The following is a 21,834-nucleotide window of genomic DNA, read 5'->3' as shown; positions in this document are numbered from 1 at the left end:
CGGCCCCCCTTGTGGCTTGCTACGAAGAGCGAACGATCAGCGCGACGGTCCGCGAACGACCAGCGCTACGGCAGGGGAGCGTCGTACGGCAGCAGCTCCGGGCGCTTGGCCGGCCGCCCGTCGCCCGACGACCGCCCCGTGGCGCGTCGCCCGATCCACGGCACCAGGTGTTCGCGCGCGAACCGCAGGTCACTCCCGCGCCGCGCCGCCCATCCGGGCAGCACGCCGGGTGCCAGCGGCGTCCGCCAGTCGTCCTCGGCAGCGAGACCCAGCGCCTGCCACACCGCCTCGGCGACGCGCCGGTGCCCCTCCGCCGTCAGATGCAGCCGGTCGACATGCCACAGCCGCGGGTCACCGAGTACGGGGGTGCCGTACAGATCGACGACCAGGGCGTTGTGCCGCGCCGCCAGCTCGTCGATGAAGGCGAAGAGCTCCTCCATCCGCGGCCGGAAGCGCTCCATCACCGGACCGTTGCGGCCGGGACTGCGCATCAGCACCAGCTGCTTGCAGGAAAGTGCCAGCTTCCCTGCCGCCTCTTCCAGGAGTCCGCACACCCTGCCCATGTCGACCTTCGGCCGGAGCGTGTCATTGAGCCCGCCCACCAGCGTCACAACGTCCGCCTGCATGGCCGCCGCGACATCGACCTGCTCGGCGACGATCTGGCCGATCAGCTTTCCGCGTACGGCGAGGTTCGCGTACCGGAAACCGGGTGTGCGCGCCGCGAGCCGGGCGGCGAGCAGATCCGCCCAGCCGCGGTACGAGCCGTCGGGCAGGGCGTCCGACATGCCTTCGGTGAACGAGTCGCCGACCGCGACAAGACTGGTGTATGTGGCATTCAGTTCCATGGCGGAGCGATCGTATCCCGGCAGGGAGTGACGCCAGTGCGCGGCGGCCGACGCGCGGACCCCCTGAAGGGACCGCGCGCCGTCGAGCGTGTCCGCCGACGTGTCCCGCCGCTGCCGGTGCGGGCGTCAGTTGACGAAGACGGCCGGGTTTCCGCTCTGGCTCATGTCCCGGACCGGCCCGTACGTGGCGGAGAAGTAGCCGGGCGAGAAGCAGGAGCTCGGGCCCGAGGAGCGGGTGAACTGCTGGTTGCTGAAGGAGATCGTATTGCCCTGGTTGTCGGCGTTGCCGCTCATGCTCGTCGCGCGGTATACGCAGGTGATGGGACCGATCCAGCTGTTGAGCCGCGCGGTGATCTGCATCGGCGATCCGCTGATCACCACGGGGTTTCCGGCGGAGTCGCCGACCGACATGGAGTAGGGCAGGTTCTCGATCGTGATGCTCTGCACGCTGGTCGTGCCGCTGACGTTGGAGGTGCAGTTGCCGAGGGTGTGTGAGGTGACCGAGCCCGTGGCGGTGCCGGGTGCGGTCGGGTTCGACGTGACAGTTGCGCTGAAGAAGGAGGTGGAACAGCTGACGCCGGTCGTGCCGGTGGCGCTGGAGAAGAAGGTCGCCTTGGTTCCCGTGACGAGCGAGGCGGACACGACGTCACCGACCGCCACGGCGCTGCCGCCGGCACTGCCGTGAGTAAGGACGGGAACCGCGGCGGCCGGTGCCGGTGCGGAGGCGCCGGTGGCCAGTAACGCGGCGGTGACGGCGGCGGTGACGGCGGTGGCGACCGATGCGGACCGGGAGAGGGCGGAGCGGGAGACGGCGGACCGGGAGGCGGCGGAGCGGGGCGTGGCGGTGAGGGAGGTGGTGGAGCCCGACGTGGCGGAGCGGGAGGTGAACGAGCGCATGGCATGACCCTTCTAGGGATGTGGCTTTCGCCTCAGGGTGTGCACTGGAAGACGCCGGGGCGGGGGACCCGGCGCGCTGCGGCTTCCGGCGAACGACGGTGCGGCCGAGGCGCCCCGGCCGCATGTTCCCGCGCCATACTGGGAACGCCGGGCCTCCTCCCGCATCGCTGGACAGGGAGGCCAACACGCGGCGCTGCCTTGGACATTGAGCGGGCGGCGACGCCGAATAATAGGAACTCTTCGGGGTTGTAAACCCGTTGGAGTTGCAACGTCAAGGGGGTTCGGTACGTGATGGCGCAATTGCGGCCGGGTCCGCCGGAGTCACCGTTCCCCTGCCCGCTCCCCGGCGCACGCGAGGGCCGGGACCCCGCCCGCGCCATCAAGCGTGGTCCGAGCCGCGTCCCCGCCGAACTGGTTGCCGCTACGCAGCGGGACCGGCTGTACGACGGCCTGGTCCACACCGTGGCCGAAAAGGGCTACGCGAACGCCCGCGTGACAGACATCTGCCAGGCGGCCGGAGTCACCCGACCCGTCTTCTACGCCCTCTTCGACGGCAAGGAGGACGCCTTCCTGGCCACGTACCGGCATGGCACCCATGTCCTGCTGCGCATGATGGACGCCGCGTACGACGCCGCCCGTGACTGGCAGCAGGGAGCGCTGGCGAGCCTGGGCGTACTGCTCGAACTCCTCGCCCGCGTCCCCGCGTTCGCGACGATGGCGCTCGTGGAGATCGACGCGGTAGGTCCCCGGGCCCGCGAGGAGCGCGCCCGGCTCCTCCGGCACTTCCACCACTTCTTCGCCCAGGCACCCATCCCACCGCCGCCGGCCGAGGCGGACGAGCTCATCTCGGCGGTGGTCGGCGGCATCTATTCCACGCTGTGCGGGTACGTCGCCGACGGCCGTACGGCCGAACTGCCCGGGCAGCTGCCGCACCTCAGCTTCTTCCTTCTCGCCCCGTTCCTGGGCCCGGCCGCCGCGTCCGCTGCCCTGTTGTCGGACAGCGGCGCGACGGCCCAGGCACCCTAGGACTGCTTCTGGTCAGGCCGCCCCACCAGCTCGCGGAGTACGTCCTCCATGGTGACCAGACCGGCCGGGTTGCCGTCGTCGCCCAGCACCGCGGCCAGGTGTGTCCGGCTGCGCCGCATCGCTGTCAGTACGTCGTCGAGCGGTGTGGACGCCCGCACCCGGGCGATCGGCCGGAGCGCCGAGACCGGGAACGGTACGTTGCGCGGCGCGGCGTCCAGCGCGTCCTTCACGTGCAGGTAGCCGAGGATCCGCAGGCCCTCGAGTACGGGGAAACGGGAGAATCCCGACTCGGCAGACAGCCGCTCCAAGTCCTCCGGCGTCGTCCCCATCTGGGCGAACACCACGCGTTCCACCGGCATCACCACGTCCTGCACCGGGCGCCGGCCCAGCTCCAGGGCATCGTGCAGCCGCTCCGCCGCGCGATCGTCGAGCAGCCCGGCGTGGCCCGCGTCCGTGACCAGCCGCGCCAGCTCGTCGTCCGTGAACGTCGCCGACACTTCGCTCTTGGCCTCGACCCGCAACAGCTTGAGCAGGGCATTGGCGAAGGCGTTGATGGCGAAGATCACCGGCCGCAGCGCACGGGCCAGCGCCACCAGCGGCGGCCCGAGGCGCAGCGCGGTCCTGACCGGCTCGGCAAGCGCGATGTTCTTCGGCACCATCTCACCGAAGAGCATGTGCAGATACGTCGCCACGGCGAGCGCGATCACGAAGGAGATCGGGTGCGTCAGCCCGTCCGGCACTCCGAGGGCGTGGAAGACCGGCTCCAGCAGATGCGCGATGGCCGGCTCGGCGACCACACCGAGGACCAGGGTGCACAGCGTGATGCCGAGCTGGGCCGCCGCGAGAAGCGCCGCGACGTGCTCGAGTCCCCACAGGACGCTGCGCGCCCGCCGGTTGCCTTGTTCCGCCTCGGGCTCGATCTGGCTGCGGCGTACGGAGATCAAAGCGAACTCCGCGCCGACGAAGAAGGCGTTGACGACCAGCGTGAGCAGGCCGATGAGCAGTTGGACCGCGGTCATCGCCCGGCCTCCCTGTCCCCGGAGCTGAAGGAGTCGGTGGCGCGGAAGGAGCCGGTGGAGTCGGGGGAGCCGAGGGAGCCGGGGGAGTCGCCCGGCAGGGGCGCGTGCAGCAGCACACGTGCCGCGCGCCGTCCCGTCGCGTCCACCACGTCCAGCTGCCACCCGGCCAGGTCGATGCGGTCACCCACGGCCGGGATGCGTCCCAGCTCGTGGGCGACCAGCCCGGCGAGCGTCTCGTACGGGCCCTCGCGCAGCCGCAGCCCGACCCGCTCCAGCTGGTCCGTCCTGGCCGCGCCGTCCGCCGACCACAGCACCCGCCCGTCGGCGTCCTCGCCCGCCGGTACGAGGTCCGGTGTCTCGTGCGGATCGTGCTCGTCGCGCACCTCGCCGACGACTTCCTCGACGATGTCCTCCAGCGTCACGACGCCCGCGGTCCCGCCGTATTCGTCGATGACGACGGCCATGGTGCGCTTGCCCGACAACCGGTCGAGGAGCCGGTCCACGGTCAGCGTCTCCGGTACGAGCAGGGGTTCGCGCAGCAGAGACGCGACGGGGTACGACGGCCTGCGTTCGGCGGGCACGGTCAGTACGTCCTTGATGTGCGCGATGCCGACGACCGAGTCGAGGCTGCCCCGGTAGACGGGGAAGCGCGACAGGCCGGTCGCGCGGGTGGCGTTCGCGACGTCCTCCGCGGTGGCCTGCACGTCCAGTGCGGTGACCTGCACCCGCGGGGTCATCACGTTCTGCGCGTTCAGTTCCGCCAGATTGAGCGTCCGTACGAACAGCTCGGCGGTGTCGGCCTCCAGCGCGCCCTCCCTCGCGGAGTGCCGCGCGAGGGCGACGAGCTCCTGGGGGCTGCGGGCGGACGCCAGTTCCTCGGCGGGCTCCATGCCCAAGCGCCGCACGATCCGGTTCGCCGAGCCGTTGAGGTGGCTGATGAGCGGGCGGAAGGCAAGACTGAACATCCGCTGCGGGGCGGCCACGACCTTGGCCACGCCCAGCGGCGAGGAGATCGCCCAGTTCTTGGGCACCAGCTCGCCGACGACCATCAGGACGACGGTGGACAGCGCCGTACCGATGGCGAGAGCCACCGACGACGACGCCGCGGGGGACAGACCGACCGCCCTGAGCGGGCCGCGGATCAGCTTGCCGACGGACGGCTCGGCGAGCATGCCGACGAGGAGGTTGGTCACGGTGATGCCGAGCTGGGCGCCGGAGAGCTGGAACGTAAGGCTGCGTACCGCCTTCAGGGCACTCGCCGCGCCCCGCTCGCCGCGCTCCACCGCGCGTTCGAGGTCTCCGCGCTCGATCGTGGTCAGCGAGAACTCCGCCGCGACAAAGGCTCCGCAGGCGAGCGAGAGCAACAGGGCCAGGGCGAGCAGAAGCACTTCGGTCATCGGTTCACCTCCGTCCCATGACCGGGCAGGGCGGGGAGGAGTGCGCGATGTCGACTGGGAGGCTCGCCCATGGGCGGACGCTCACACCTTTCAAAAAAAGGGGGTGAATGATCCGCCCATGGTAGAGGGACGAGCGAATTGCGACAGAAGTCAGCCCAAATGTCACCCTGTGAGCGGCTTGACCCACCGCCGCCACTGCTCCTCCGGGGCGTACCCCGCGGCGCGCCAGGCGTGGTCAGCCAGGATCAGCGAATCGGGGTCGCGGGCGACCAGCCGCTCGACGCCCGCGCGGTCGTCGCTGATGCTCGTTCCCTCGGCGGCCTCCTTCCAGAAAGCCAGCACCGCGTCGAGGTCGTCGGGCGTCGCGGCCCGTATACGAAGATCATCCATGCCTGGGCATCCCACCACCCCGCGCGTCACCGCGTCGACCCTTTTCTCACCCCTTGTCGCGCCCCCCTTGCCGGTGCTAGCGCCGCCGCGCTAGCTTGGTGGTGTGGCAAAGACTCAGCTGAACGTACGGGTGGACGAGACCACCGCCGAGGCCGCGCGACAGCGCGCCCTCCAGCGGGGGATGAGCGTGAACCGCTACATCGAGGAGCTCGTCAGGCAGGACGCGGGGGAGGTGGGACGTACCTTCGTCGAGGCCGCGTCCGACTTCATGAAGCAGTACGAGTCGGTGTTCGCGGAGGAGTTCGGCACGGAGCGCGAAGGCAAGCGTTGACTCTCAAGATCGACCTCGCCTGGCTCCTCATGATCGCCGAACACAAGACTCCGGGTGACCCGCAGGTCGTCGACTGGGGCGCGCTCGTCGCCGCCGTGGCCCGGCACGAGGCGGAGATATTCGGGATCCCCGTCTACAGCGATCCGGCCGCCCGCGCGGCCGCCCTGCTCCAGCTGCTGCTGCACGTGCCGGCGCTGGAGCGCTCGAACGCGATGTTCGCCTCGGCCGTCGCGTACGGCTATCTCGTCGCCTGCGGGCTGAAGGTCGTGACCTCGCCCGAACAGGTGCGGGACCTGGCCAGGCTCGTCAAGGAGGGCAAGGCGGACGTGCACGTGATCGCGGACGAGCTGCGGCAGTGGAGCCTGTGAGCGCGACGGCCCAGCGGCCGGCTTCCGGAAGCTCCGGGCTCTATGGGATCTCCGGGGTTTACGGGACGTCCGGCCTCTACGGGAACGGCCTCTACGGGACCTCCGGGATGTCCGGAGCCTGCTGCCGGGTCTCCGAGTTCTCCGGAGGCCGGTGCGCCACGCCCAGCACGCACGGCGACGACGGCAGCCTGGGGCCCTTCTCCGGTATGAACAGCCGCCGGTACGTGCCGATGTCGAACCCCGCCGCCGCGATGCCCGCCAGCGGGTCGCGTGCGGTGTGACAGCCACCGAAGAGCACCGGCCACACAGTGCGGTCCAGCACCCGCTGGGCCGTCACCATGGCCCTGCCCTCGCCCCTGCCGTGCTCGAAGAAGCGCAGCTCGCCGCCGGGCCGCAGGACGCGCCTGATCTCGGAGAGGGCGCGCGGCACGTCCCGTACGCTGCACAGCACCAGCGACACCACCGCCGCGTCGAACGCCTCGCTCTTGACCGGCAGTGCCTCCGCGGCGCCCGGCACCACGTCCACCGGGACCCCGGCGTCCAGGGCGGCCTTGACGGCCAACCGGCGCAGGCTGCGCTCCGGTTCGATGGCCACGACCTCCGAGACGGCCGACGGGTAATGGGCGAAGTTCAGCCCGTTGCCCGCGCCGATCTCGATGACCCGGCCCGAGAGGCCGGACAACAGCTCCGCGCGATGCGCCGCCACCCCGCCTCTGAGGTCGGCCGCCACGCTGAAGCGGGCGTAGAAGCGTGCGAAGAGCGGGTGGTGCACGGCGTCCCGGGGAATCTTGCTGCGGCGCTCGGGCATCGCGGACCTCCTCCGGTGGGGCGTACGGATACCGCGATACTTACCCCGTCGGGCGGCTCACGCCGCTCACGAAGCAGAACTCGTTGCCTTCCGGGTCCAGAAGCACCTGGAAGGAGCCGTGCTCGTCGGTGACGATGCCGCCGGTCCTGGTCGCGCCGAGGCGCTCCGCCTCGGCACTCGCCGTGTCCAGATCGCCCGCGTCCAGGTCGAGATGCAGCCGGTTCTTGACGGCCTTCCCCTCCGGTACGCGCTGGAACGCGACCCGGGTCCAGTCCGGCGGGTCGACGTACGACCAGTCCGGACTCCGGTCGACCGGTTCGCCGCCCAGCAGGGCGGCCCAGAAGCGGACCAGGGCGGCCGGGTCCGCGCAATCGAAGACGATCTCGTCGATACGTGCTCGCATGGCAACGACCATACGGGCGTTACGGGTGTTACGGCTGCCAGGTCCCGCCCAGCGGGGGCGCGAGCCAAGTCGTGGCGCGGGTACGGAATTCAGCCGGGGCCAGGGCGCCCGCGCCTTCGGGGACGGCGCCGAGCAGGGGGGCTCCTCCGGCTGCCTCGGGCAGATCGATCACATTGCACCGTTCCGCGAGGCCGGGAGCGCTGGGCCAGCTGCCGATGACGACTCCGAGCAGCTCGATTCCGCGGGCGCGCAGGGCCTCGGCGGTCAGCGCGGTCGAATTCAGTGTGCCGAGGGAGGCCGGGGTGACGACGAGGACGGGCGCGTCGAGGAGGCGGGCGGCGTCGGCGAGGGTGGCGCCTTCGTCGTCGAAGCGGACGAGGAGGCCGCCCGCGCCTTCGACGAGCACGAGGTCGTACTCGGTGGCCAGTTTGGCCGCCGCCGTGGCGACGTCGTGCGGCCGTACGGGGGGCAGGTCCGCTCGGCGGGCGGCGGTCGCGGGCGCCAGTGGCTCGGGGAACCGGGCGAGTTCGACGCCGGTCACTCCGTCGCCCGCCAGCCGCACGACCTCGTCGGCGTCCCCCGGCTCGCCCGGGGCGAGCCCGGTCTGGGCGGGTTTGAGCACGGCGACGGTACGGCCCTGGGATCGGGCGACGGCTGCGAGGGCGGCGGTGACGACGGTCTTGCCGATCTCGGTTCCGGTGCCACTGATGACGATGACGGCCATGCGGTGTGTTCCTGCCTTACGTAGTGCGTGTCTGGCGCCTGCGGCGGGCCTTTCCCCACCCCGCCCCTTCCCGAACTGGGGCTCCGCCCCAGACCCCGGTCCTCAAACGCCGGACGGGCTGGGGTGGGCCGGGGGTTGGTGGGGCGCTGCCCCAGACCCCGGTCCTCAAGTGCCGGACGGGCTGGAGTGGGCCGGGGGTTGCTCGGGCTCCGCCCCAGTCCCCGGTCCTCAAGCGCCGGAGGGGCTGGAAGTTGCCCAGGGGGCAACCATCCAGCCCGTCCGGCGTTTGAGGACACGCCCGGAGGGCGTCCGGGGTCTGGGGCTTGCCCCCACGCGGCGGAGCCGCAAATGTCACAGCCGGGAAGGGGCGGGTCGGGGAAAGAGCCACTTACGCGCCCGTCGATGCCGCTGCCGCTCGTACCGCCCCGCAGATGCGGGCCAGGTCCGCGTCGTTCGTGACGTACGGCGGCATCGTGTAGATCAGGTCGCGGAACGGGCGCAGCCAAACGCCCTCCCGTACCGCCGCCTCCGTCGCCGCCGCCATGGCGGCCTCGTCGAGAGCGCGGTGCAGCTGTACGACGCCGATCGCGCCCAGCACCCGTACGTCCCGTACCCCCGGCAGTCCCGCGACCTCCGCCAGGCCGTCGCCCAGCCCCGCTTCGATGCGCTTGACCTCGCCCTGCCAGTCCTGGGCGAGCAGCAGATCGATCGAGGCGCAGGCCACCGCCGAAGCCAGCGGGTTGCCCATGAACGTCGGGCCGTGGGCCAGGACCGGCACCTCGCCGCGTGAGATGCCGTCGGCCACCCCGGCCGTGCACAGCGTCGCCGCCATCGTCAGATAGCCGCCGGTCAGCGCCTTGCCCAGGCACAGGACATCGGGCGAGACCGACGCGTGCTCCGAGGCGAAGAGCGTTCCCGTACGGCCGAAGCCGGTCGCGATCTCGTCGAAGATCAGCAGTACGCCGTGCTTGTCGCACGCCTCCCGCAGCACCCGCAGGTACTCGGGCGAGTGGAAGCGCATCCCGCCCGCGCCCTGTACCACCGGCTCCACGATCACCGCCGCCAGCTCGTCCGCGTGACGGGCGATCAGCTCGCGCAGGTGGTCGGCGTACGCCGCGTCGTACTCGGCCGGCGGCGCGTCCGCGAAGACCTGGCGCGGCAGCACCCCCTGCCACAGCTCGTGCATCCCGCCGTCGGGGTCGCACACCGCCATCGGCTGCCAGGTGTCCCCGTGGTAACCGCCGCGCCACGTCAGCAGCCGTTGCTTGCCCGGGCGGCCCACCGAGCGCCAGTACTGGAGGCACATCTTGACCGCGACCTCGACCGACACCGAACCGGAGTCGGCCAGGAACACGTGCCGCAGCGGCTCGGGAGTGATCTCCACCAGCTTCGCGGCCAGGCGCACCGCCGGTTCATGGGTGAGCCCGCCGAACATCACATGGCTCATCCGGTCGAGCTGACCGCGCGCCGCCTCGTTGAGGACCGGGTGGTTGTAGCCGTGGACCGCCGACCACCAGGACGACATGCCGTCGATCAACTCGTCCTGCCCGTGGGCGGGCTGAGCGAGGCGAAGGCGTACGCCGGACGCCGAGTCCACCAGCAGCGGCTCCGCCCGGCCCGGCATCGGACCGTACGGATGCCACACGTGCTCGCGGTCGAGCCGGAGCAGCTCGGCGGGGGAGAGGGGCTGCTCAGGCATTGGGCGCGAGGTCCGTCCCGGCGCCCCGCCGTCGTACCGACACGAGGTCCGTACGGGCGGCCGGAATTTCCGGGGACGCATCCTCGTCGGCCGCCGGCTCGCCGCACGCCGACGCGCAGCCGCCACCGCCGCGGTGCTCCGGCAGGGTCGTCGTGTCCGTCCCCTCCACCTCGAAACCGGCGTCGGCGATCATCTCCAGATCCGCCTGGCCGGCCTGGCCCTCACTGGTCAGGTAGTCGCCGAGGAAGATCGAGTTGACCAGGTGCAGCGCCAGCGGCTGCATGGTCCGCAGGTGCACCTCGCGCCCGCCCGCGAGCCGCACCTCGACGTCCGGGCAGACGAACCGCACCATGGCCAGAATGCGCAGCGCCCGCTGCGGCGTCAGATTCCACTCCTTGGCGAGCGGCGTCCCCTCGAACGGGATCAGGAAGTTCACCGGCACCGAGTCGGGGTCGAGCTCGCGCAGCGCGAAGACCACGTCCACCAGGTCGGCGTCCGTCTCACCCATGCCCGCGATCAGGCCCGAGCACGCGGACATGCCCGCGGCCTGCGCCTGCTGGACCGTCTCCACGCGGTCGGCGTAGGTGTGGGTGGTGGTGATGTCCCCGTACGTCGCCTCGGACGTGTTCAGGTTGTGGTTGTACGCGTCGGCGCCCGCCGCCCGCAGCCGCTCGGCCTGTCCGTCCGACAGCAGGCCGAGGCAGGCGCACACCTCGACGTCCTCGTTCTGGTCCTTGATCGCCTCGATCGTCTTCGAGACGCGGTCGACGTCCTTGTCCGTCGGCCCGCGCCCGCTCGCGACCAGGCACACCCGCTTCGCCCCGCCCGCGACCCCCGCGGCCGCTGCCTTGGACGCCTCGTCGGGCTTCAGCCAGGTGTACTTCAGGATCCCGGCCTTCGAGCCGAGCCGCTGCGAGCAGTACGAACAGTCCTCGGGGCACAGGCCCGACTTGAGGTTCACCAGATAGTTGAGTTTCACCCGCCGTCCGAACCACTGGCGGCGTACCTTTCCGGCCGCGGCCACCACATCGAGCAGCTCGTCGTCGGTCGTCGCCAGCACGGCGAGCGCCTCTTCGCGGGTCGGCAGCTCGCGCCGCAGCCCCTTCTCCACCAGCGTGTTCAGCAGGTCCATGGAGCCGATCCTGACCTACGGCGCCGCCTGCCGCCAAGGAGGAACCGCACAAGAGCGGCCTCACGAGGTGTGGGTATTGCCACACCCTGCCCTCGCACGAGCCCGGCTAGTGTCTGTGGGCTGCCTACAAAAGGGACTCTTCCATGCCCCAGGGACCATTCGACCCGTTCGACTGGATCGACGAGCAGGCGGCGGTACGTGCCAGGGCCGGGCTCGTCAGGACGCTGCGCCCGCGCCCCGCCGAGTCCGCCCTGCTCGACCTCGCGAGCAACGACTACCTCGGCCTCACGCACCGCCCGGAGGTCACCGCCGCCGCCGCGGACGCCGCCCGCCGCTGGGGCGCCGGCGCCACCGGGTCGCGGCTGGTCACCGGCAGCACGCGGCTGCATGCCGAACTTGAGCGGGAATTGGCCGATTTCTGTGGCTTCGAGGCGGCCCTGGTCCTCTCCTCCGGTTACGCCGCCAACCTTGCCGCCCTCACCGCGCTCAGCGGCCACGGTTCGATGATCGTTTCCGACGCCCTCAACCACGCCTCGATCGTGGACGGCTGCCGGCTCTCGCGCGCCACGACCGCTGTTGTGCCGCACGCCGACCCCGACGCCGTACGCAAGACGCTCGACGCGCACGACGGCCGCGCCCTCGCCGTCACCGACTCGGTCTTCTCGGTGGACGGCGACGCGGCGCCCCTGCCCGAACTGGCAGCCGCCTGCCGCGCGTACGGCGCCGCCCTCCTCGTCGACGACGCCCACGGCCTCGGGGTGCTCGGTGACGGAGGCAGGGGCGCCCTGGACGCGGCGGGCCTGGCGGGAGCGGGCGGCGTCGTCGCCACGCTCACCCTCTCCAAGTCGCTCGGCAGTCAGGGCGGAGCGGTCCTCGGCCCGGCCCGGGTCATCGACCACCTGGTCAACACGGCTCGTACGTTCATCTTCGACACCGGCCTGGCACCGGCCGCGGCGGGCGCGGCGCTGGCGAGCGTACGGCTGCTGCGCCGCGAACCGGAGCTGGCCGCGAGGGCCCGTACGGTCGCCGTGTCACTGCACCGCGGGCTGACGGACGCGGGTCTTTCCGCCGTACGTCCGGACTCCGCCGTGGTGTCGGTCCTGGCGCCCTCGCCCGAGGAGGCGGTGCGTTGGGCCGCCGACTGCCGGGCCGCCGGTCTCGTCGTGGGCTGTTTCCGTCCGCCGTCGGTGCCGGACGGGATCTCCAGGCTCAGACTGACCGCTCGCGCGGACCTGACGGACCCGCAGGTCGAGGAAGCGGTGGCCACGGTCGTGCGGACCGCTCCCACCGCCGCCTTCTGACGCTTGATCGCTCAGCCGGTCAGCTTCGGCTGCCCTGGCCGAGCGCCTCGTCGCGCACGGCGGACAGGAAGCACGTCCATGTGTCCGACCCGAACAGCAGGGCGGGCCGGGTGACGTTCTTGGAGTCGCGCACGGCCAGCAGGCCGTCGTTGAGGCGGGCCGCCTCGACGCAGTTGTTCATCCCGGTGCTGCGGCTGCTGCGCCGCCACCGGGCTCCGTGCACGAGAGTGCTGGAAGGTAAGTTCGCAAGAGGTGCGGACACGGGGCCTCCCTACCGGCCATCACTGATACGCGTGATGAGAGCGGATGATTCCTCTGGTGAAAGAGCCTGTTCCTGAAGCGCGTTGAACGCGGCGTCGTACGCCTTGAGGTCTTCTTTCCGTTCCAGGTAGAAGCTACTCGTCAAGTGGTCGATAACAACCACATCCAGATCAGCAATGTTCGGAAAGGAGAAGATAACGAAAGGGCCCGTGAGTCCAATGTGCGCTCCGAACTCGAACGGCAGGACCTGTAAACGGACATGAGGCGATTCTGCCACCGTCAGTAACTGCCGTAACTGCTGTTTCATGATCTGCCGGCCGCCCACCGGCCGACGCAGCACCGCCTCGTCCAGCACCGCGCTCAATTCCAGCGGCCTTCCCGAACCCAGCACTTCCTGACGGGTGATCCGCACCTCGACCAGCGAATCGACCTTCGCCGCGGGCAGGCCCGCGAGCGCCGCCCGCGTCACCGCCCGTGCGTAGTCCGGGGTCTGAAGCAGCCCCGGCACCACCGTGGTCTCCAGGGTGCGCGCCGAACTCGCCTGTGACTCCAGGCTGATGAGGTCCCGGTACTGGGGCGGCAGCAGACCGCGGTACGCATGCCACCAGTGCTTGCCGTCCTCATGGGCCGGTGGGCTCGTGAACGCGTTGACCAGCTCCCTCAGTCGGGGGTCGGTGACTCCGTACGCGTCGAGCAGCCGGTTCACGTCGGACGGCTTCACGGCGCTGCGACCTGTCTCGATCCTGCTCACCTTCGACTGGTGCCACCCGACCAGGCGGGCGGCCTCGGGGCTGGTGAGCCCGGCCTTGTCGCGCAGTCTCCGCAGCTCCTCTCCGAGCTTGCGCCGACGTACCGCGGGACTCTGCCGCATGTCCGCCTCCTTCCAACCGGCGAGGATGCGCCGGTTCGAGCCCGAATACGGTCTCGCGTAGCAGAGTTCACCGCATCGAGCGACAGATATATGCATATCTTGGGTGATCAGGCCCTATCGGAGCACCATGAGTGGCACTCTGGCGACGGAGCACAATCCGAGGCCGTCCTCGAAGTTCATCCGCTACGAGTCGGAGTCCGGCCCCGGTGGGAAAGGGACAGCGTCGCCATGGCAGACCACCAGGAAGCATCCGTCACTCTGCCGAGCGAGCCAGCCTCGGTCTCCGCCGCGAGGAGATATGTCGCGGAGATTCTCGGCGAGTGGGGCATGCCCCCGGGATCCGACGCCGCCGATACCGTACGGCTGATCGTTTCGGAGCTGGCCACCAATGCCGTTCAGCACACTTTCGGGCAGTCGCCGACGTTCACCGTTGACGTACAGCTCGACCGGGACGAGCAGTTGCGCATCGGCGTCACCGACAGCCACCCCCGCTGGCCGAAACGGCTTCCCGCGGCCGTCCAGCAGGACAACGGGCGCGGCATAGTGATCATCCGGTGTCTCACCGCCGAATGCGGTGGGCGGGTCTCCGTCCAGCCCACCCGCCAAGGGGGCAAGACCGTGTGGATCGAACTGCCCTGGTCCGTTCCCGTGCAGCAGCCCGTCGCCCAGTAGAGGCACCCGTCGGCCAGGAAGAGGCATCAGGGCCGTCAGGATGCCCCGGCCCTGCCGAACGCGCCGCGCAGCAGCGCGCGCAGCGTGTCCGCCGCCGGGCTCGCCTCGCCCGGCCGGTGCGCCACCGAGATCGTGCGCCGCAGCCCGGCCGGCTCCAGCGCCCGTACGCCCAGCGGGGTCATCGCCATCGCGGCGACCATCTCCGGCACCACTGCCACCCCCAGCCCCGCACTGACCAGGGCGCACACCAGGGCGTACCCCGGCGACTCGCACACCACTGCCGGCGTTGCCCCCGCCGTGGCCAGCGCCGCCTCTACGCCCTGCCGGGGCGGATGCGAGGGCGCGCTGCTGATCAGCGGCTGCCCGGCGAGTTCGGCGACCGGCAGCCGCCCGGAGCCGCCGGCCAGCGCGTGGCCGGGCGCTGTCACCAGTACGAGCTCCTCGACCAGCAGGAGCTCCGCCGCGACTCCGGCGGGCAACGGTACGGGCGGCGCGGGCTCGTAGGCGTGGGTCAGCGCCAGGTCGACCGCGCCCGAGGCAACCGCCGAGACGCCGTCGGGCGGCTCGTAGTCGGCCACCGCCAGTTCCACGTCCGGATGGGCGCGGCGGAAGGCACTGAGCACGGGCGGCAGCAGATGGATCCCGGCCGTGGTGAACGTACCCACGCGCAGGCGTCCGCCGGACAGGCCCGCCAGCCGGGCGAGCTCGTGCCGCGCCTGGTCCATCTCGTCCAGTACGCGGCGGGCCCGCGCCGCCAGCAGTTCGCCGGCCGCCGTCAGGCGGGCCCCGCGGTGGTGGCGTACCAGCAGAGCGGCGCCCGCCTCCCGCTCCAGCTTCGCGAGCTGCTGGGACAGGGCGGGTGCGGTGTAGCCCAGGCGCGCGGCGACCCGCGTGATTGAACCGGCCTCGGCGACCGCCACCAGCGCCGCGAGCCGGGTCGGGTCGTACATCCGGCGGTCCCTCTTCTTTAAGCATTCCTTTAGGCAGACCCAGAAGATCGCAAGTACATGCTAAAGCCCTGGAGCGGCCAGGCTGGAGGGCATGGACGCACAGCTGGTCGCCTTCACGGGCGTCGCCGCGGGCATGGTCGCCATGCCCGGCGCGGATTTCACCGTCGTCGTACGCAACGCACTGGCATCCCGCCGGGACGGGGTGGCGTGCGCGGTAGGGGTCGCGGGCGGGCTCCTCGTCCACACGGCGCTGGCCGTGGCGGGACTCGCCGCCGTACTGGTCGCCGTGCCGGCGCTCTTCCGCGCGATCCAGCTGCTCGGCGGCGCCTACATCCTCTTCCTCGGCTACCGGGCCCTGTGGTCCGCGCTGCGCCCGGCGCCGCCGCGGAAGGAGGAACCGGAGCCGGAGGGGGGAACGGCCGGCGGCACCGGGCGCAGTCTGCGCCAGGGCTTCCTCACCAACGCGCTCAACCCCAAGGCGCCGGTGCTCTTCCTCAGTCTGCTTCCCCAGTTCGTGCCCGCGGACCAGCAGCCGCTGCCCAGGACCCTGTTGCTCGCCACGATCGTCGTCGTACTGGCGCTGCTGTGGTTCCCGGCCGTGGCCCTGCTGGTGGACGGGCTCGGCGCCTGGCTGCGGCGGCCGGGCGCGGCCCGCGCCGTGGAAGCGGTCAGCGGGATCGCGCTCGTCGTGCTGGGGGTGGCCCTGCTGGCAGGACCGGTGACGGCGGCCGCGTAACCGCCGGACCGCGGGCCACCCCGCACCCCGTCAGACGAGCCCGCGCTCCTCAGCGCTGCGCTCCACGCAGAACTCGTTGCCCTCGGGGTCGGCCATGACGACCCAGCCGAGACCGTCCTCGGTGCGACGGTCGCTGACGATCCGCGCACCGAGCGCGGCGAGCCGCTCCACCTCGGCATCCCGCGTGCCGCGCGGCGGCTGGATGTCGAGGTGGACGCGGTTCTTGACGGCCTTGCCCTCCGGCACCCGGATGAACAGGAGTCCGGGCACCTCGGGTTGTTCCGGATCGATCAGCACCTCGTCGTCGCCCGGCGCGTCCAGCAGCTTGTAGCCGGTCAGGTGGGACCAGAACTCGGCGACGGCGTACGGGTCGTGGGCATCGAAGGTGATGTGACGTACCGGATTCAGGAAGGTCATGGAGACGAACGTACCTTCCCGGATCGACAGTTTGTGCGGAGAATTCAGCGCACCCGGCCGTACCAGACGCTCTTGGACCAGATCTTCTCCAGCTTGACCACGGACCCCGACTTGGGGGAGTGCCAGATCTTGCCGCTCCCCGCGTAGATGCCCACGTGGTAGACGCTCCGCCCGGAGTGGAAGAAGACCAGGTCGCCGCGCTGGCGGCTGGAGGCGGAGATGTGCCGGGTCTTGTTGTACTGGGCCTGGGCGGTGCGCGGCAGGCTCTTGCCGACCTTCTTGTACGAATAGAGCGTCAGCCCTGAGCAGTCGAACCGGCTCGGGCCCGCTGCCCCGTACCTGTACGGGGCCCCCTTCTTCGACGCGGCGACGTTGAGCGCCTTCGTCGAGTGCGCTGCGGCGTGTGCTTCGGGGACGGCCCCCGGCGCCAGCATCGTGCCGCCGATCGCGGCGAGGGTGAGAGCCGAAGCGGCTCCGGCCCGGGACAGTACGGTCGGGACATTCCTGTGCGCGGTCATGCGCAACCCTTCGTCAGCCGCCTGTGAAGGATGACCTGTCGGGTTCGGACAGGCGAAGATGCCCGGCCGCGTGACGCGGCTTCACCCCGAGGGACGACCGTCTCCGGTCACCCCGTACTGCTTGGGTCCTCCACTCCTGCCGATGCACTCCTGTCGACCAGTCATCCGGGACGGCGGCAGGACTCAGCGTCCGCCCGGACCGCCCCGCCGCGGTGGCGGGGGCTTGTCGTCCCAGGGATCTTGACTCATGAACCACCGGATTTCCGAGCCGAAACGGCGTTTTGTGAGGCTGCTCACCGATGACCCGTTCGGGTGGACAGGGGAATTTGCGGCGCGGGGCGCGGGTGCCCGGCGATGGCCGTACCAGCGGCGGAATGCTCAATTCCGCCTGGCGCGTAGGCAGGTTGCGCAAGTTGGGCCGTACCGCTGTTCAGGTATTTCCTACGCCGTTTGGATGAGCTCTTCTCGTACGCCAATGGGGGGTAGGTGGCTGGCTGTGTGTCAACTCGCTGATACCGGCGGGAGGGTGACGCGGCCCGCCCGTCGCTCTCCGTCGAGCACGCGCAAGGCCCGCGCGAGCGTGGCGGCATGCACGCGCGTCTCGCCGCGTTCGTGCATCAGGGCGAGCGCGTCCCGCAGGGCGGCGGCCTTCCCGGCGAGGGCCTGTGCCGCCCGCAGGGCGCCGTAGGTGTCCGCGCCCCGTGCGGGGTTGATGCGTCCCATCAGGTCGAGGACTTCGAGGTAGCGGTCGACGAACTCGCACTCGGCGCGCGTCAGTGCGGGCAGCGGCGGCAGTTCGGGCGGCAGCATGCGCGGATTCACCTCGGCGAGGAAAACGTGAGGGAGGCCTTGCGGCTCTGTACGACGTGGTCCACCAGGCCGTACGCCGCCGCCGCTTCGGCCGTGAACACCTTGTCGCGCTCGATGTCCTCGTCGACGCGCGCCACGCTCTGGCCGGTGTGCCGCGCGAGGAGTCCGGTGAGCAGCTCACGCATGCGCGTCAACTCCCTTGCCTCGATCTCCAGGTCGGAGGGCTGGCCGTGCACGGGCCGGTCGATGGAGGGCTGGCTGAGCAGCACCCGGGCTCCCGGCAGCGCGAGGCGCTTGCCCGGCGTGCCGGCCGCGAGCAGCACGGCGGCGGAGGACGCGGCCTGGCCCAGGCAGATCGTCTCGACGTCGCAGGTGACGAACTGGATCGTGTCGTAGATCGCGGTCATGGCGGTGTGCGAGCCGCCGGCGGAGTTGATGTAGAGCGAGATGTCCCGGTCGGGGGCGGCGTGTTCGAGATGCATGAACTGCGCCATCACGTCATTGGCCGCGGTGTCGTCGACGGCCGTCCCCAGGAAGACGATGCGCTCGTCGAGCAGCTTCGAGTACGGATCGACCGTGCGGCTCCCGGTGCTCGTGCGTTCCGTGAACTCGGGCAGTACGTAGCGGGTGCTGTGGGCGGGGGGTCGGTGCATGGCGATGCCTCCGGGGTCTCTGTAAAAAATGTACAGGACGTACAGCTCGTACTATGGGGAGCATGGCCTACGAGATTCCGGTGACGCAAGCCCGGGCAGAGCTGGCAGAGCTGATCAACCGCGTCGTCTACGGCGGTGAACGGGTGGTCGTGACCCGGCACGGGAAGCCGTTGGTGGCGCTGGTCTCCGCCGCTGACCTGGAACGACTCGAGGGTGAGCAGGAAGCCGCCGAGGAGTCGGTGATCAGTTCGGTCTCCACGATCGGGTCGGCGTCGTCCGCTGCGGGCGAACGGCGTCGCTTCGGTATCGCCGCCGAGCACCGGGGCGAAACGCCCGGCAACTGACGCCTCCGCGAGGCGGGCGGCCCTCCGCGCCGTATACGACCCGGCCCGGCCCGTGAGTCAAGCGGGGGGGGGGGGGGGGGGGACTGAGCGCGTTGATGACCATGGACGTGCAAAGGCCCAGTTAACGCGTTGGAAAAACTTCCGCTCTAACGTGCAATGCCTGGCCGCGTGGTGAGAAAACGCAGGTCAACAGAGTGTTGAAGTTGGATATGGTCCCGCTGCGCCCGAGGTGGACGCCGTGGTTCCGTTCCCGTCCTCAGCCTCGCAGACGCGTTGGATTCCGCCTGCCCCCGGCCCGGGCGGCCTGGCGGCAGGACTGGAGGTAGCACGCGTGCAACTGACCCCGCACGAGCAGGAAAGACTGCTCATCCACGTGGCGGCGGACGTGGCGGAGAAGCGCCGGGCGCGCGGAGTGAAGCTCAATCACCCCGAATCGATCGCCCTCATCACCTCCCACATCCTCGAAGGCGCCCGCGACGGCCGCACCGTCGCCGAACTCATGTCGTCGGGCCGCAAGGTGCTCACCCGTGACGACGTCATGGAGGGCCTCCCCGAGATGATCCACGACGTGCAGGTCGAGGCGACCTTCCCGGACGGCACCAAGCTCGTCACCGTCCATGAACCGATCGCCTGACGGGAGAGCGGCGCGATGATCCCCGGGGAAATCCTGTACGCCGACGAGCCGGTCGCTCTCAACGCGACCTTGCCCGTCACCCGCCTGACCGTCCTGAACGCGGCCGACCGGCCTGTCCAGGTCGGCTCCCACTACCACTTCGCCGAGGCCAACCCCGGCCTCGTCTTCGACCGCGCCGCCGCCCGCGGCCTGCGGCTGAACATCGCCGCGGGCACCGCCGTGCGCTTCGAGCCCGGCATCCCCGTCGACGTCGAACTCGTCCCCGTCGGCGGCCGGCGCGTCGTCGCCGGTCTGCGCGGGGAGACCGGAGGTGCCCTCGATGCCTGAGCTGTCGCGCCCTGTGTACGCCGACCTGTTCGGCCCCACCACCGGCGACCGCATCCGCCTCGCCGACACCGACCTGCTCATCGAGATCGAGGAGGACCGCTGCGGCGGGCCCGGACGCGCCGGTGACGAGGCGGTGTTCGGCGGCGGCAAGGTCATCCGCGAGTCCATGGGCCAGGCCCGGACGACCCGGGCCGACGGCGCGCCCGACACCGTCATCACCGGCGCGGTGATCCTCGACCACTGGGGCATCGTGAAGGCCGACATCGGCCTGCGGGACGGGCGGATCACCGGCATCGGCAAGGCCGGCAACCCCGACACCATGGACGGCGTACACCCCGATCTGGTCATCGGGCCCGAGACCGAGATCATCGCCGGCAACGGCAAGATCCTCACCGCCGGGACCATCGACGCGCACGTCCACTTCATCTCGCCGACCGTCGTCGACCAGGCGCTCTCCTCCGGGATCACCACGCTCGTCGGCGGCGGCACCGGCCCCGCCGAGGGCACCAAGGCGACCACGGTCACGCCTGGCGGCTGGCACCTGGCCCGGATGTTCGAGGCGCTGGAGCACTACCCCGTCAACATCGGGCTGCTCGGCAAGGGCAACACCATGTCCCGCGACGCCATGCACGCCCAACTGCGCGGCGGCGCGCTCGGCTTCAAGATCCACGAGGACTGGGGCGCCACCCCGGCCGTCATCGACACCTGCCTCCGTGTGTGCGCGGAGACCGGCGCGCAGCTCGCCATCCACACCGACACGCTGAACGAGGCCGGATTCGTCGGTGACACCCTCGCCGCCATCGCCGGGCGCACCATCCACGCGTACCACACGGAGGGAGCGGGCGGCGGACACGCACCGGACATCATCACGGTCGTCTCCGAGCCGTACGTCCTGCCCAGCTCCACCAACCCGACCCGCCCGCACACCGTCAACACCATCGAGGAACACCTCGACATGCTGATGGTCTGCCACCACCTCAACCCGGCGGTGCCGGAGGACCTCGCCTTCGCCGAATCCCGGATCCGGCCCTCCACCATCGCGGCCGAGGACATCCTGCACGACCTCGGCGCCATCTCGATCATCTCCTCCGACTCGCAGGCGATGGGCCGCATCGGTGAGGTCGCGCTGCGCACCTGGCAGACCGCGCACGTCATGAAGAAGCGCCGGGGCGCCCTGCCGGGCGACGGACGCGCCGACAACCACCGTGCGCGTCGCTATGTCGCCAAGTACACGATCAACCCGGCCGTCGCACAGGGTCTCGACCACGAGATCGGCTCCGTCGAAAGCGGGAAGCTCGCCGATCTCGTGCTGTGGGAGCCGGCCTTCTTCGGCGTCAAGCCGCAGCTCGTCATCAAGGGCGGGCAGATCGCGTACGCGCAGATGGGCGACGCCAACGCCTCCATCCCGACCCCGCAGCCGGTCATGCCCCGGCCGATGTTCGGCGCGCTCGGCAGGGCTCCCGCCGCCAACTCCTTCAACTTCGTCGCCCAGGCGGCGATCGAGGACGGGCTGCCCGAACGACTCGGGCTCGGCAAGCGGTTCGTACCCATCGGAAACACGCGGCGGGTGACCAAGGCCGACATGCGAGAGAACGACGCACTCCCGCGCGTCGAGGTCGACCCCGACACCTTCACGGTGACGATCGACGGCGACGCGGTCGCACCCGCGCCTGCCCCGGAACTGCCCATGGCCCAGCGTTACTTCCTCTTCTGACCATGGACACATCCACGCGCAGTGAGCACCCGGGAGCGGCGCGGGCCGCCCTTCTCGTCCTCGCGGACGGGCGGTTCCCCGCCGGCGGCCACGCCCACTCCGGCGGCGCCGAGGCTGCCGTCAAGGCGGGGCGTATCCGCGACGCCACGGACCTCGCCGCCTTCTGCCGGGGCCGCCTGCACACCACCGGTCTCACCTCGGCGGCGCTCGCCGCCGCCGCGGCCGTCGGTGTCGACGCCCTCGCACTCGACGAGGCCGCCGACGCCCGTACGCCGTCACCCGCCCTGCGGGCAACGGCACGCAAGCTCGGCCGGCAGCTGATGCGCGCCGCCCGCGCCACCTGGCCGTGCGACGCGCTCGACGCGCTGGCCGCCGCGCGCCCGCGCGGCGCGCACCAGCCCGTCGTGCTCGGCGTCACCGCGCGGGCGGCGGGGCTCGGGCCCGAGGACGCCGCACACTGCGTCGCGTACGAGAGTGTCCGCGGCCCCGCCACCGCGGTGGTACGCCTCCTCCGCCTGGACCCCTTCGAGGCCACCGCCGTCCTCGCCCGCCTCGCACCCGAACTCGACCAGGTCGCGCGACGCGCC

28 protein-coding genes and 1 riboswitch are annotated in these 21,834 nt (G+C 71.0%); of the genes, 11 read left to right on the top strand and 17 right to left on the bottom strand.

Annotated features, from left to right (window positions below):
- Nucleotides 1–65: 65 nt before the first annotated feature.
- The gene (locus J7E91_RS30960) at nucleotides 66–845 is read right to left on the bottom strand and encodes an SGNH/GDSL hydrolase family protein (RefSeq protein WP_214910156.1); all 780 of its coding nucleotides are present in this window, start codon (nucleotides 843–845) and stop codon (nucleotides 66–68) included.
- A gap of 126 nt (nucleotides 846–971) precedes the next feature.
- Nucleotides 972–1,742, bottom strand: a complete 771-nt coding sequence (locus J7E91_RS30955; protein WP_251016511.1) for a Tat pathway signal sequence domain protein — start codon at nucleotides 1,740–1,742, stop codon at nucleotides 972–974.
- Nucleotides 1,743–2,033: 291 nt separating this feature from the next.
- Here J7E91_RS30955 and J7E91_RS30950 point away from each other — a divergent pair, with 291 nt between their 5' ends.
- Nucleotides 2,034–2,768, top strand: a complete 735-nt coding sequence (locus tag J7E91_RS30950) for a TetR/AcrR family transcriptional regulator (RefSeq protein ID WP_214910155.1) — start codon at nucleotides 2,034–2,036, stop codon at nucleotides 2,766–2,768.
- Here J7E91_RS30950 and J7E91_RS30945 read toward each other — a convergent pair.
- From J7E91_RS30945 to J7E91_RS30935, 3 genes are all read right to left on the bottom strand, one after another.
- Complete coding sequence (locus J7E91_RS30945) at nucleotides 2,765–3,787, bottom strand: hemolysin family protein (RefSeq protein WP_214910153.1); 1,023 nt, start codon at nucleotides 3,785–3,787, stop codon at nucleotides 2,765–2,767. The genes J7E91_RS30950 and J7E91_RS30945 overlap by 4 nt on opposite strands.
- Nucleotides 3,784–5,184, bottom strand: coding sequence for a hemolysin family protein (locus J7E91_RS30940; protein ID WP_214910151.1), 1,401 nt, complete (start codon nucleotides 5,182–5,184; stop codon nucleotides 3,784–3,786). Before J7E91_RS30940 ends, J7E91_RS30945 begins: the two co-directional genes overlap by 4 nt.
- A 162-nt stretch (nucleotides 5,185–5,346) precedes the next feature.
- Nucleotides 5,347–5,574, bottom strand: a complete 228-nt coding sequence (locus J7E91_RS30935; protein ID WP_214910149.1) for a hypothetical protein — start codon at nucleotides 5,572–5,574, stop codon at nucleotides 5,347–5,349.
- Nucleotides 5,575–5,677: 103 nt separating this feature from the next.
- Between J7E91_RS30935 and J7E91_RS30930 the strand changes: the two genes are divergently transcribed.
- Both J7E91_RS30930 and J7E91_RS30925 read left to right on the top strand, forming a co-directional pair.
- Entirely contained in the window at nucleotides 5,678–5,905 is a 228-nt protein-coding gene (locus J7E91_RS30930; protein ID WP_214910147.1) for an antitoxin, read from the top strand.
- A complete protein-coding gene (locus J7E91_RS30925) occupies nucleotides 5,902–6,273 on the top strand; it encodes a fic family toxin-antitoxin system, toxin component (protein ID WP_214910145.1) in 372 nt (123 codons plus the stop codon). Before J7E91_RS30930 ends, J7E91_RS30925 begins: the two co-directional genes overlap by 4 nt.
- Nucleotides 6,274–6,364: 91 nt before the next feature.
- On the opposite strand, the gene J7E91_RS30920 is transcribed toward J7E91_RS30925, so the two are convergent.
- From J7E91_RS30920 to bioB, 5 genes are all read right to left on the bottom strand, one after another.
- The gene (locus tag J7E91_RS30920) at nucleotides 6,365–7,081 is read right to left on the bottom strand and encodes a class I SAM-dependent methyltransferase (RefSeq protein ID WP_214910143.1); all 717 of its coding nucleotides are present in this window, start codon (nucleotides 7,079–7,081) and stop codon (nucleotides 6,365–6,367) included.
- A 40-nt stretch (nucleotides 7,082–7,121) separates the two neighbouring features.
- Nucleotides 7,122–7,484, bottom strand: a complete 363-nt coding sequence (locus tag J7E91_RS30915) for a VOC family protein (protein ID WP_214910142.1) — start codon at nucleotides 7,482–7,484, stop codon at nucleotides 7,122–7,124.
- Between the two features lie 28 nt (nucleotides 7,485–7,512).
- Entirely contained in the window at nucleotides 7,513–8,208 is a 696-nt protein-coding gene (bioD, locus tag J7E91_RS30910; RefSeq protein ID WP_214910141.1) for a dethiobiotin synthase, read from the bottom strand.
- 388 nt (nucleotides 8,209–8,596) lie between these two features.
- Nucleotides 8,597–9,907 (bottom strand): adenosylmethionine--8-amino-7-oxononanoate transaminase, encoded by a 1,311-nt coding sequence (locus tag J7E91_RS30905; RefSeq protein WP_214910140.1) that lies wholly within the window; start codon nucleotides 9,905–9,907, stop codon nucleotides 8,597–8,599.
- Complete coding sequence (gene bioB, locus J7E91_RS30900) at nucleotides 9,900–11,039, bottom strand: biotin synthase BioB (protein WP_214910139.1); 1,140 nt, start codon at nucleotides 11,037–11,039, stop codon at nucleotides 9,900–9,902. Before bioB ends, J7E91_RS30905 begins: the two co-directional genes overlap by 8 nt.
- A gap of 143 nt (nucleotides 11,040–11,182) precedes the next feature.
- Between bioB and J7E91_RS30895 the strand changes: the two genes are divergently transcribed.
- On the top strand, nucleotides 11,183–12,340 hold the full coding sequence (locus J7E91_RS30895) for an 8-amino-7-oxononanoate synthase (RefSeq protein WP_214910138.1): 1,158 nt from the start codon (nucleotides 11,183–11,185) through the stop codon (nucleotides 12,338–12,340).
- 19 nt (nucleotides 12,341–12,359) lie between these two features.
- Here J7E91_RS30895 and J7E91_RS30890 read toward each other — a convergent pair whose 3' ends face one another.
- Together J7E91_RS30890 and J7E91_RS30885 are read right to left on the bottom strand one after the other, a co-directional pair.
- Nucleotides 12,360–12,602, bottom strand: a complete 243-nt coding sequence (locus J7E91_RS30890) for a DUF397 domain-containing protein (protein ID WP_214910137.1) — start codon at nucleotides 12,600–12,602, stop codon at nucleotides 12,360–12,362.
- Between the two features lie 9 nt (nucleotides 12,603–12,611).
- A complete protein-coding gene (locus J7E91_RS30885) occupies nucleotides 12,612–13,472 on the bottom strand; it encodes a helix-turn-helix transcriptional regulator (protein ID WP_214910136.1) in 861 nt (286 codons plus the stop codon).
- A 228-nt stretch (nucleotides 13,473–13,700) separates the two neighbouring features.
- On the opposite strand from J7E91_RS30885, the gene J7E91_RS30880 reads away from it, so the two are divergent.
- The gene (locus J7E91_RS30880) at nucleotides 13,701–14,144 is read left to right on the top strand and encodes an ATP-binding protein (protein ID WP_214910134.1); all 444 of its coding nucleotides are present in this window, start codon (nucleotides 13,701–13,703) and stop codon (nucleotides 14,142–14,144) included.
- Nucleotides 14,145–14,179: 35 nt separating this feature from the next.
- Here J7E91_RS30880 and J7E91_RS30875 read toward each other — a convergent pair whose 3' ends face one another.
- Nucleotides 14,180–15,094: a LysR family transcriptional regulator gene (locus J7E91_RS30875; RefSeq protein ID WP_214910132.1), complete on the bottom strand. Its 915-nt coding sequence runs from the start codon at nucleotides 15,092–15,094 to the stop codon at nucleotides 14,180–14,182.
- Nucleotides 15,095–15,185: 91 nt separating this feature from the next.
- Here J7E91_RS30875 and J7E91_RS30870 point away from each other — a divergent pair, with 91 nt between their 5' ends.
- The gene (locus tag J7E91_RS30870) at nucleotides 15,186–15,830 is read left to right on the top strand and encodes a LysE family translocator (protein WP_214910130.1); all 645 of its coding nucleotides are present in this window, start codon (nucleotides 15,186–15,188) and stop codon (nucleotides 15,828–15,830) included.
- 30 nt (nucleotides 15,831–15,860) lie between these two features.
- On the opposite strand, the gene J7E91_RS30865 is transcribed toward J7E91_RS30870, so the two are convergent.
- The 4 genes from J7E91_RS30865 to J7E91_RS30850 all read right to left on the bottom strand — a co-directional run bounded on the left by J7E91_RS30865 (nucleotide 15,861) and on the right by J7E91_RS30850 (nucleotide 18,228).
- Nucleotides 15,861–16,247 (bottom strand): VOC family protein, encoded by a 387-nt coding sequence (locus J7E91_RS30865; protein ID WP_214910128.1) that lies wholly within the window; start codon nucleotides 16,245–16,247, stop codon nucleotides 15,861–15,863.
- Between the two features lie 44 nt (nucleotides 16,248–16,291).
- A complete protein-coding gene (locus tag J7E91_RS30860; RefSeq protein WP_214910127.1) occupies nucleotides 16,292–16,765 on the bottom strand; it encodes a C40 family peptidase in 474 nt (157 codons plus the stop codon).
- A gap of 3 nt (nucleotides 16,766–16,768) precedes the next feature.
- Nucleotides 16,769–16,951, bottom strand: a riboswitch (cyclic di-AMP (ydaO/yuaA leader).
- A gap of 315 nt (nucleotides 16,952–17,266) precedes the next feature.
- Nucleotides 17,267–17,575, bottom strand: coding sequence for a hypothetical protein (locus J7E91_RS30855; protein WP_214910126.1), 309 nt, complete (start codon nucleotides 17,573–17,575; stop codon nucleotides 17,267–17,269).
- Nucleotides 17,576–17,583: 8 nt separating this feature from the next.
- Nucleotides 17,584–18,228 carry an ATP-dependent Clp protease proteolytic subunit gene (locus J7E91_RS30850; RefSeq protein ID WP_214910125.1) on the bottom strand — a complete coding sequence of 215 codons (645 nt, stop codon included), beginning with the start codon at nucleotides 18,226–18,228 and terminating at the stop codon, nucleotides 17,584–17,586.
- 62 nt (nucleotides 18,229–18,290) lie between these two features.
- Here J7E91_RS30850 and J7E91_RS30845 point away from each other — a divergent pair, with 62 nt between their 5' ends.
- The 5 genes from J7E91_RS30845 to J7E91_RS30825 all read left to right on the top strand — a co-directional run.
- Entirely contained in the window at nucleotides 18,291–18,572 is a 282-nt protein-coding gene (locus tag J7E91_RS30845; protein ID WP_214910124.1) for a type II toxin-antitoxin system Phd/YefM family antitoxin, read from the top strand.
- A 331-nt stretch (nucleotides 18,573–18,903) separates the two neighbouring features.
- Nucleotides 18,904–19,206 carry an urease subunit gamma gene (locus J7E91_RS30840; RefSeq protein WP_214910123.1) on the top strand — a complete coding sequence of 101 codons (303 nt, stop codon included), beginning with the start codon at nucleotides 18,904–18,906 and terminating at the stop codon, nucleotides 19,204–19,206.
- Nucleotides 19,207–19,221: 15 nt separating this feature from the next.
- Nucleotides 19,222–19,533, top strand: a complete 312-nt coding sequence (locus J7E91_RS30835) for an urease subunit beta (protein WP_214910121.1) — start codon at nucleotides 19,222–19,224, stop codon at nucleotides 19,531–19,533.
- On the top strand, nucleotides 19,526–21,247 hold the full coding sequence (locus J7E91_RS30830; RefSeq protein ID WP_214910119.1) for an urease subunit alpha: 1,722 nt from the start codon (nucleotides 19,526–19,528) through the stop codon (nucleotides 21,245–21,247). Before J7E91_RS30835 ends, J7E91_RS30830 begins: the two co-directional genes overlap by 8 nt.
- A gap of 2 nt (nucleotides 21,248–21,249) precedes the next feature.
- A partial coding sequence (locus tag J7E91_RS30825; RefSeq protein ID WP_214910117.1) for an urease accessory protein UreF occupies nucleotides 21,250–21,834 on the top strand: 585 nt, incomplete at its 3' end.

Source organism: Streptomyces sp. ISL-99 (assembly GCF_018614005.1).
Lineage (GTDB): Bacteria > Actinomycetota > Actinomycetes > Streptomycetales > Streptomycetaceae > Streptomyces > Streptomyces flavidovirens.
The sequence above is the reverse complement of the archived record's forward strand: the minus strand, read 5'-3'. Positions and strand labels throughout refer to the sequence as shown.

What these genes read in the sequence shown, in the direction of transcription:
- J7E91_RS30830 (WP_214910119.1), top strand. Translation starts at nt 19,526, where the DNA reads ATGCCTGAGCTGTCGCGCCCTGTGTACGCCGACCTGTTCGGCCCCACC.
- J7E91_RS30915 (WP_214910142.1), bottom strand. Translation starts at nt 7,484, where the DNA reads ATGCGAGCACGTATCGACGAGATCGTCTTCGATTGCGCGGACCCGGCC.
- J7E91_RS30945 (WP_214910153.1), bottom strand. Translation starts at nt 3,787, where the DNA reads ATGACCGCGGTCCAACTGCTCATCGGCCTGCTCACGCTGGTCGTCAAC.
- J7E91_RS30860 (WP_214910127.1), bottom strand. Translation starts at nt 16,765, where the DNA reads ATGACCGCGCACAGGAATGTCCCGACCGTACTGTCCCGGGCCGGAGCC.
- J7E91_RS30950 (WP_214910155.1), top strand. Translation starts at nt 2,034, where the DNA reads ATGGCGCAATTGCGGCCGGGTCCGCCGGAGTCACCGTTCCCCTGCCCG.
- J7E91_RS30960 (WP_214910156.1), bottom strand. Translation starts at nt 845, where the DNA reads ATGGAACTGAATGCCACATACACCAGTCTTGTCGCGGTCGGCGACTCG.
- J7E91_RS30895 (WP_214910138.1), top strand. Translation starts at nt 11,183, where the DNA reads ATGCCCCAGGGACCATTCGACCCGTTCGACTGGATCGACGAGCAGGCG.
- J7E91_RS30940 (WP_214910151.1), bottom strand. Translation starts at nt 5,184, where the DNA reads ATGACCGAAGTGCTTCTGCTCGCCCTGGCCCTGTTGCTCTCGCTCGCC.
- J7E91_RS30920 (WP_214910143.1), bottom strand. Translation starts at nt 7,081, where the DNA reads ATGCCCGAGCGCCGCAGCAAGATTCCCCGGGACGCCGTGCACCACCCG.
- J7E91_RS30870 (WP_214910130.1), top strand. Translation starts at nt 15,186, where the DNA reads ATGGACGCACAGCTGGTCGCCTTCACGGGCGTCGCCGCGGGCATGGTC.
- J7E91_RS30850 (WP_214910125.1), bottom strand. Translation starts at nt 18,228, where the DNA reads ATGCACCGACCCCCCGCCCACAGCACCCGCTACGTACTGCCCGAGTTC.
- J7E91_RS30935 (WP_214910149.1), bottom strand. Translation starts at nt 5,574, where the DNA reads ATGGATGATCTTCGTATACGGGCCGCGACGCCCGACGACCTCGACGCG.
- J7E91_RS30880 (WP_214910134.1), top strand. Translation starts at nt 13,701, where the DNA reads ATGGCAGACCACCAGGAAGCATCCGTCACTCTGCCGAGCGAGCCAGCC.
- J7E91_RS30835 (WP_214910121.1), top strand. Translation starts at nt 19,222, where the DNA reads ATGATCCCCGGGGAAATCCTGTACGCCGACGAGCCGGTCGCTCTCAAC.
- J7E91_RS30905 (WP_214910140.1), bottom strand. Translation starts at nt 9,907, where the DNA reads ATGCCTGAGCAGCCCCTCTCCCCCGCCGAGCTGCTCCGGCTCGACCGC.
- J7E91_RS30885 (WP_214910136.1), bottom strand. Translation starts at nt 13,472, where the DNA reads ATGCGGCAGAGTCCCGCGGTACGTCGGCGCAAGCTCGGAGAGGAGCTG.
- bioB (WP_214910139.1), bottom strand. Translation starts at nt 11,039, where the DNA reads ATGGACCTGCTGAACACGCTGGTGGAGAAGGGGCTGCGGCGCGAGCTG.
- J7E91_RS30955 (WP_251016511.1), bottom strand. Translation starts at nt 1,742, where the DNA reads ATGCGCTCGTTCACCTCCCGCTCCGCCACGTCGGGCTCCACCACCTCC.
- J7E91_RS30865 (WP_214910128.1), bottom strand. Translation starts at nt 16,247, where the DNA reads ATGACCTTCCTGAATCCGGTACGTCACATCACCTTCGATGCCCACGAC.
- J7E91_RS30875 (WP_214910132.1), bottom strand. Translation starts at nt 15,094, where the DNA reads ATGTACGACCCGACCCGGCTCGCGGCGCTGGTGGCGGTCGCCGAGGCC.
- J7E91_RS30855 (WP_214910126.1), bottom strand. Translation starts at nt 17,575, where the DNA reads ATGCTGCCGCCCGAACTGCCGCCGCTGCCCGCACTGACGCGCGCCGAG.
- J7E91_RS30845 (WP_214910124.1), top strand. Translation starts at nt 18,291, where the DNA reads ATGGCCTACGAGATTCCGGTGACGCAAGCCCGGGCAGAGCTGGCAGAG.
- bioD (WP_214910141.1), bottom strand. Translation starts at nt 8,208, where the DNA reads ATGGCCGTCATCGTCATCAGTGGCACCGGAACCGAGATCGGCAAGACC.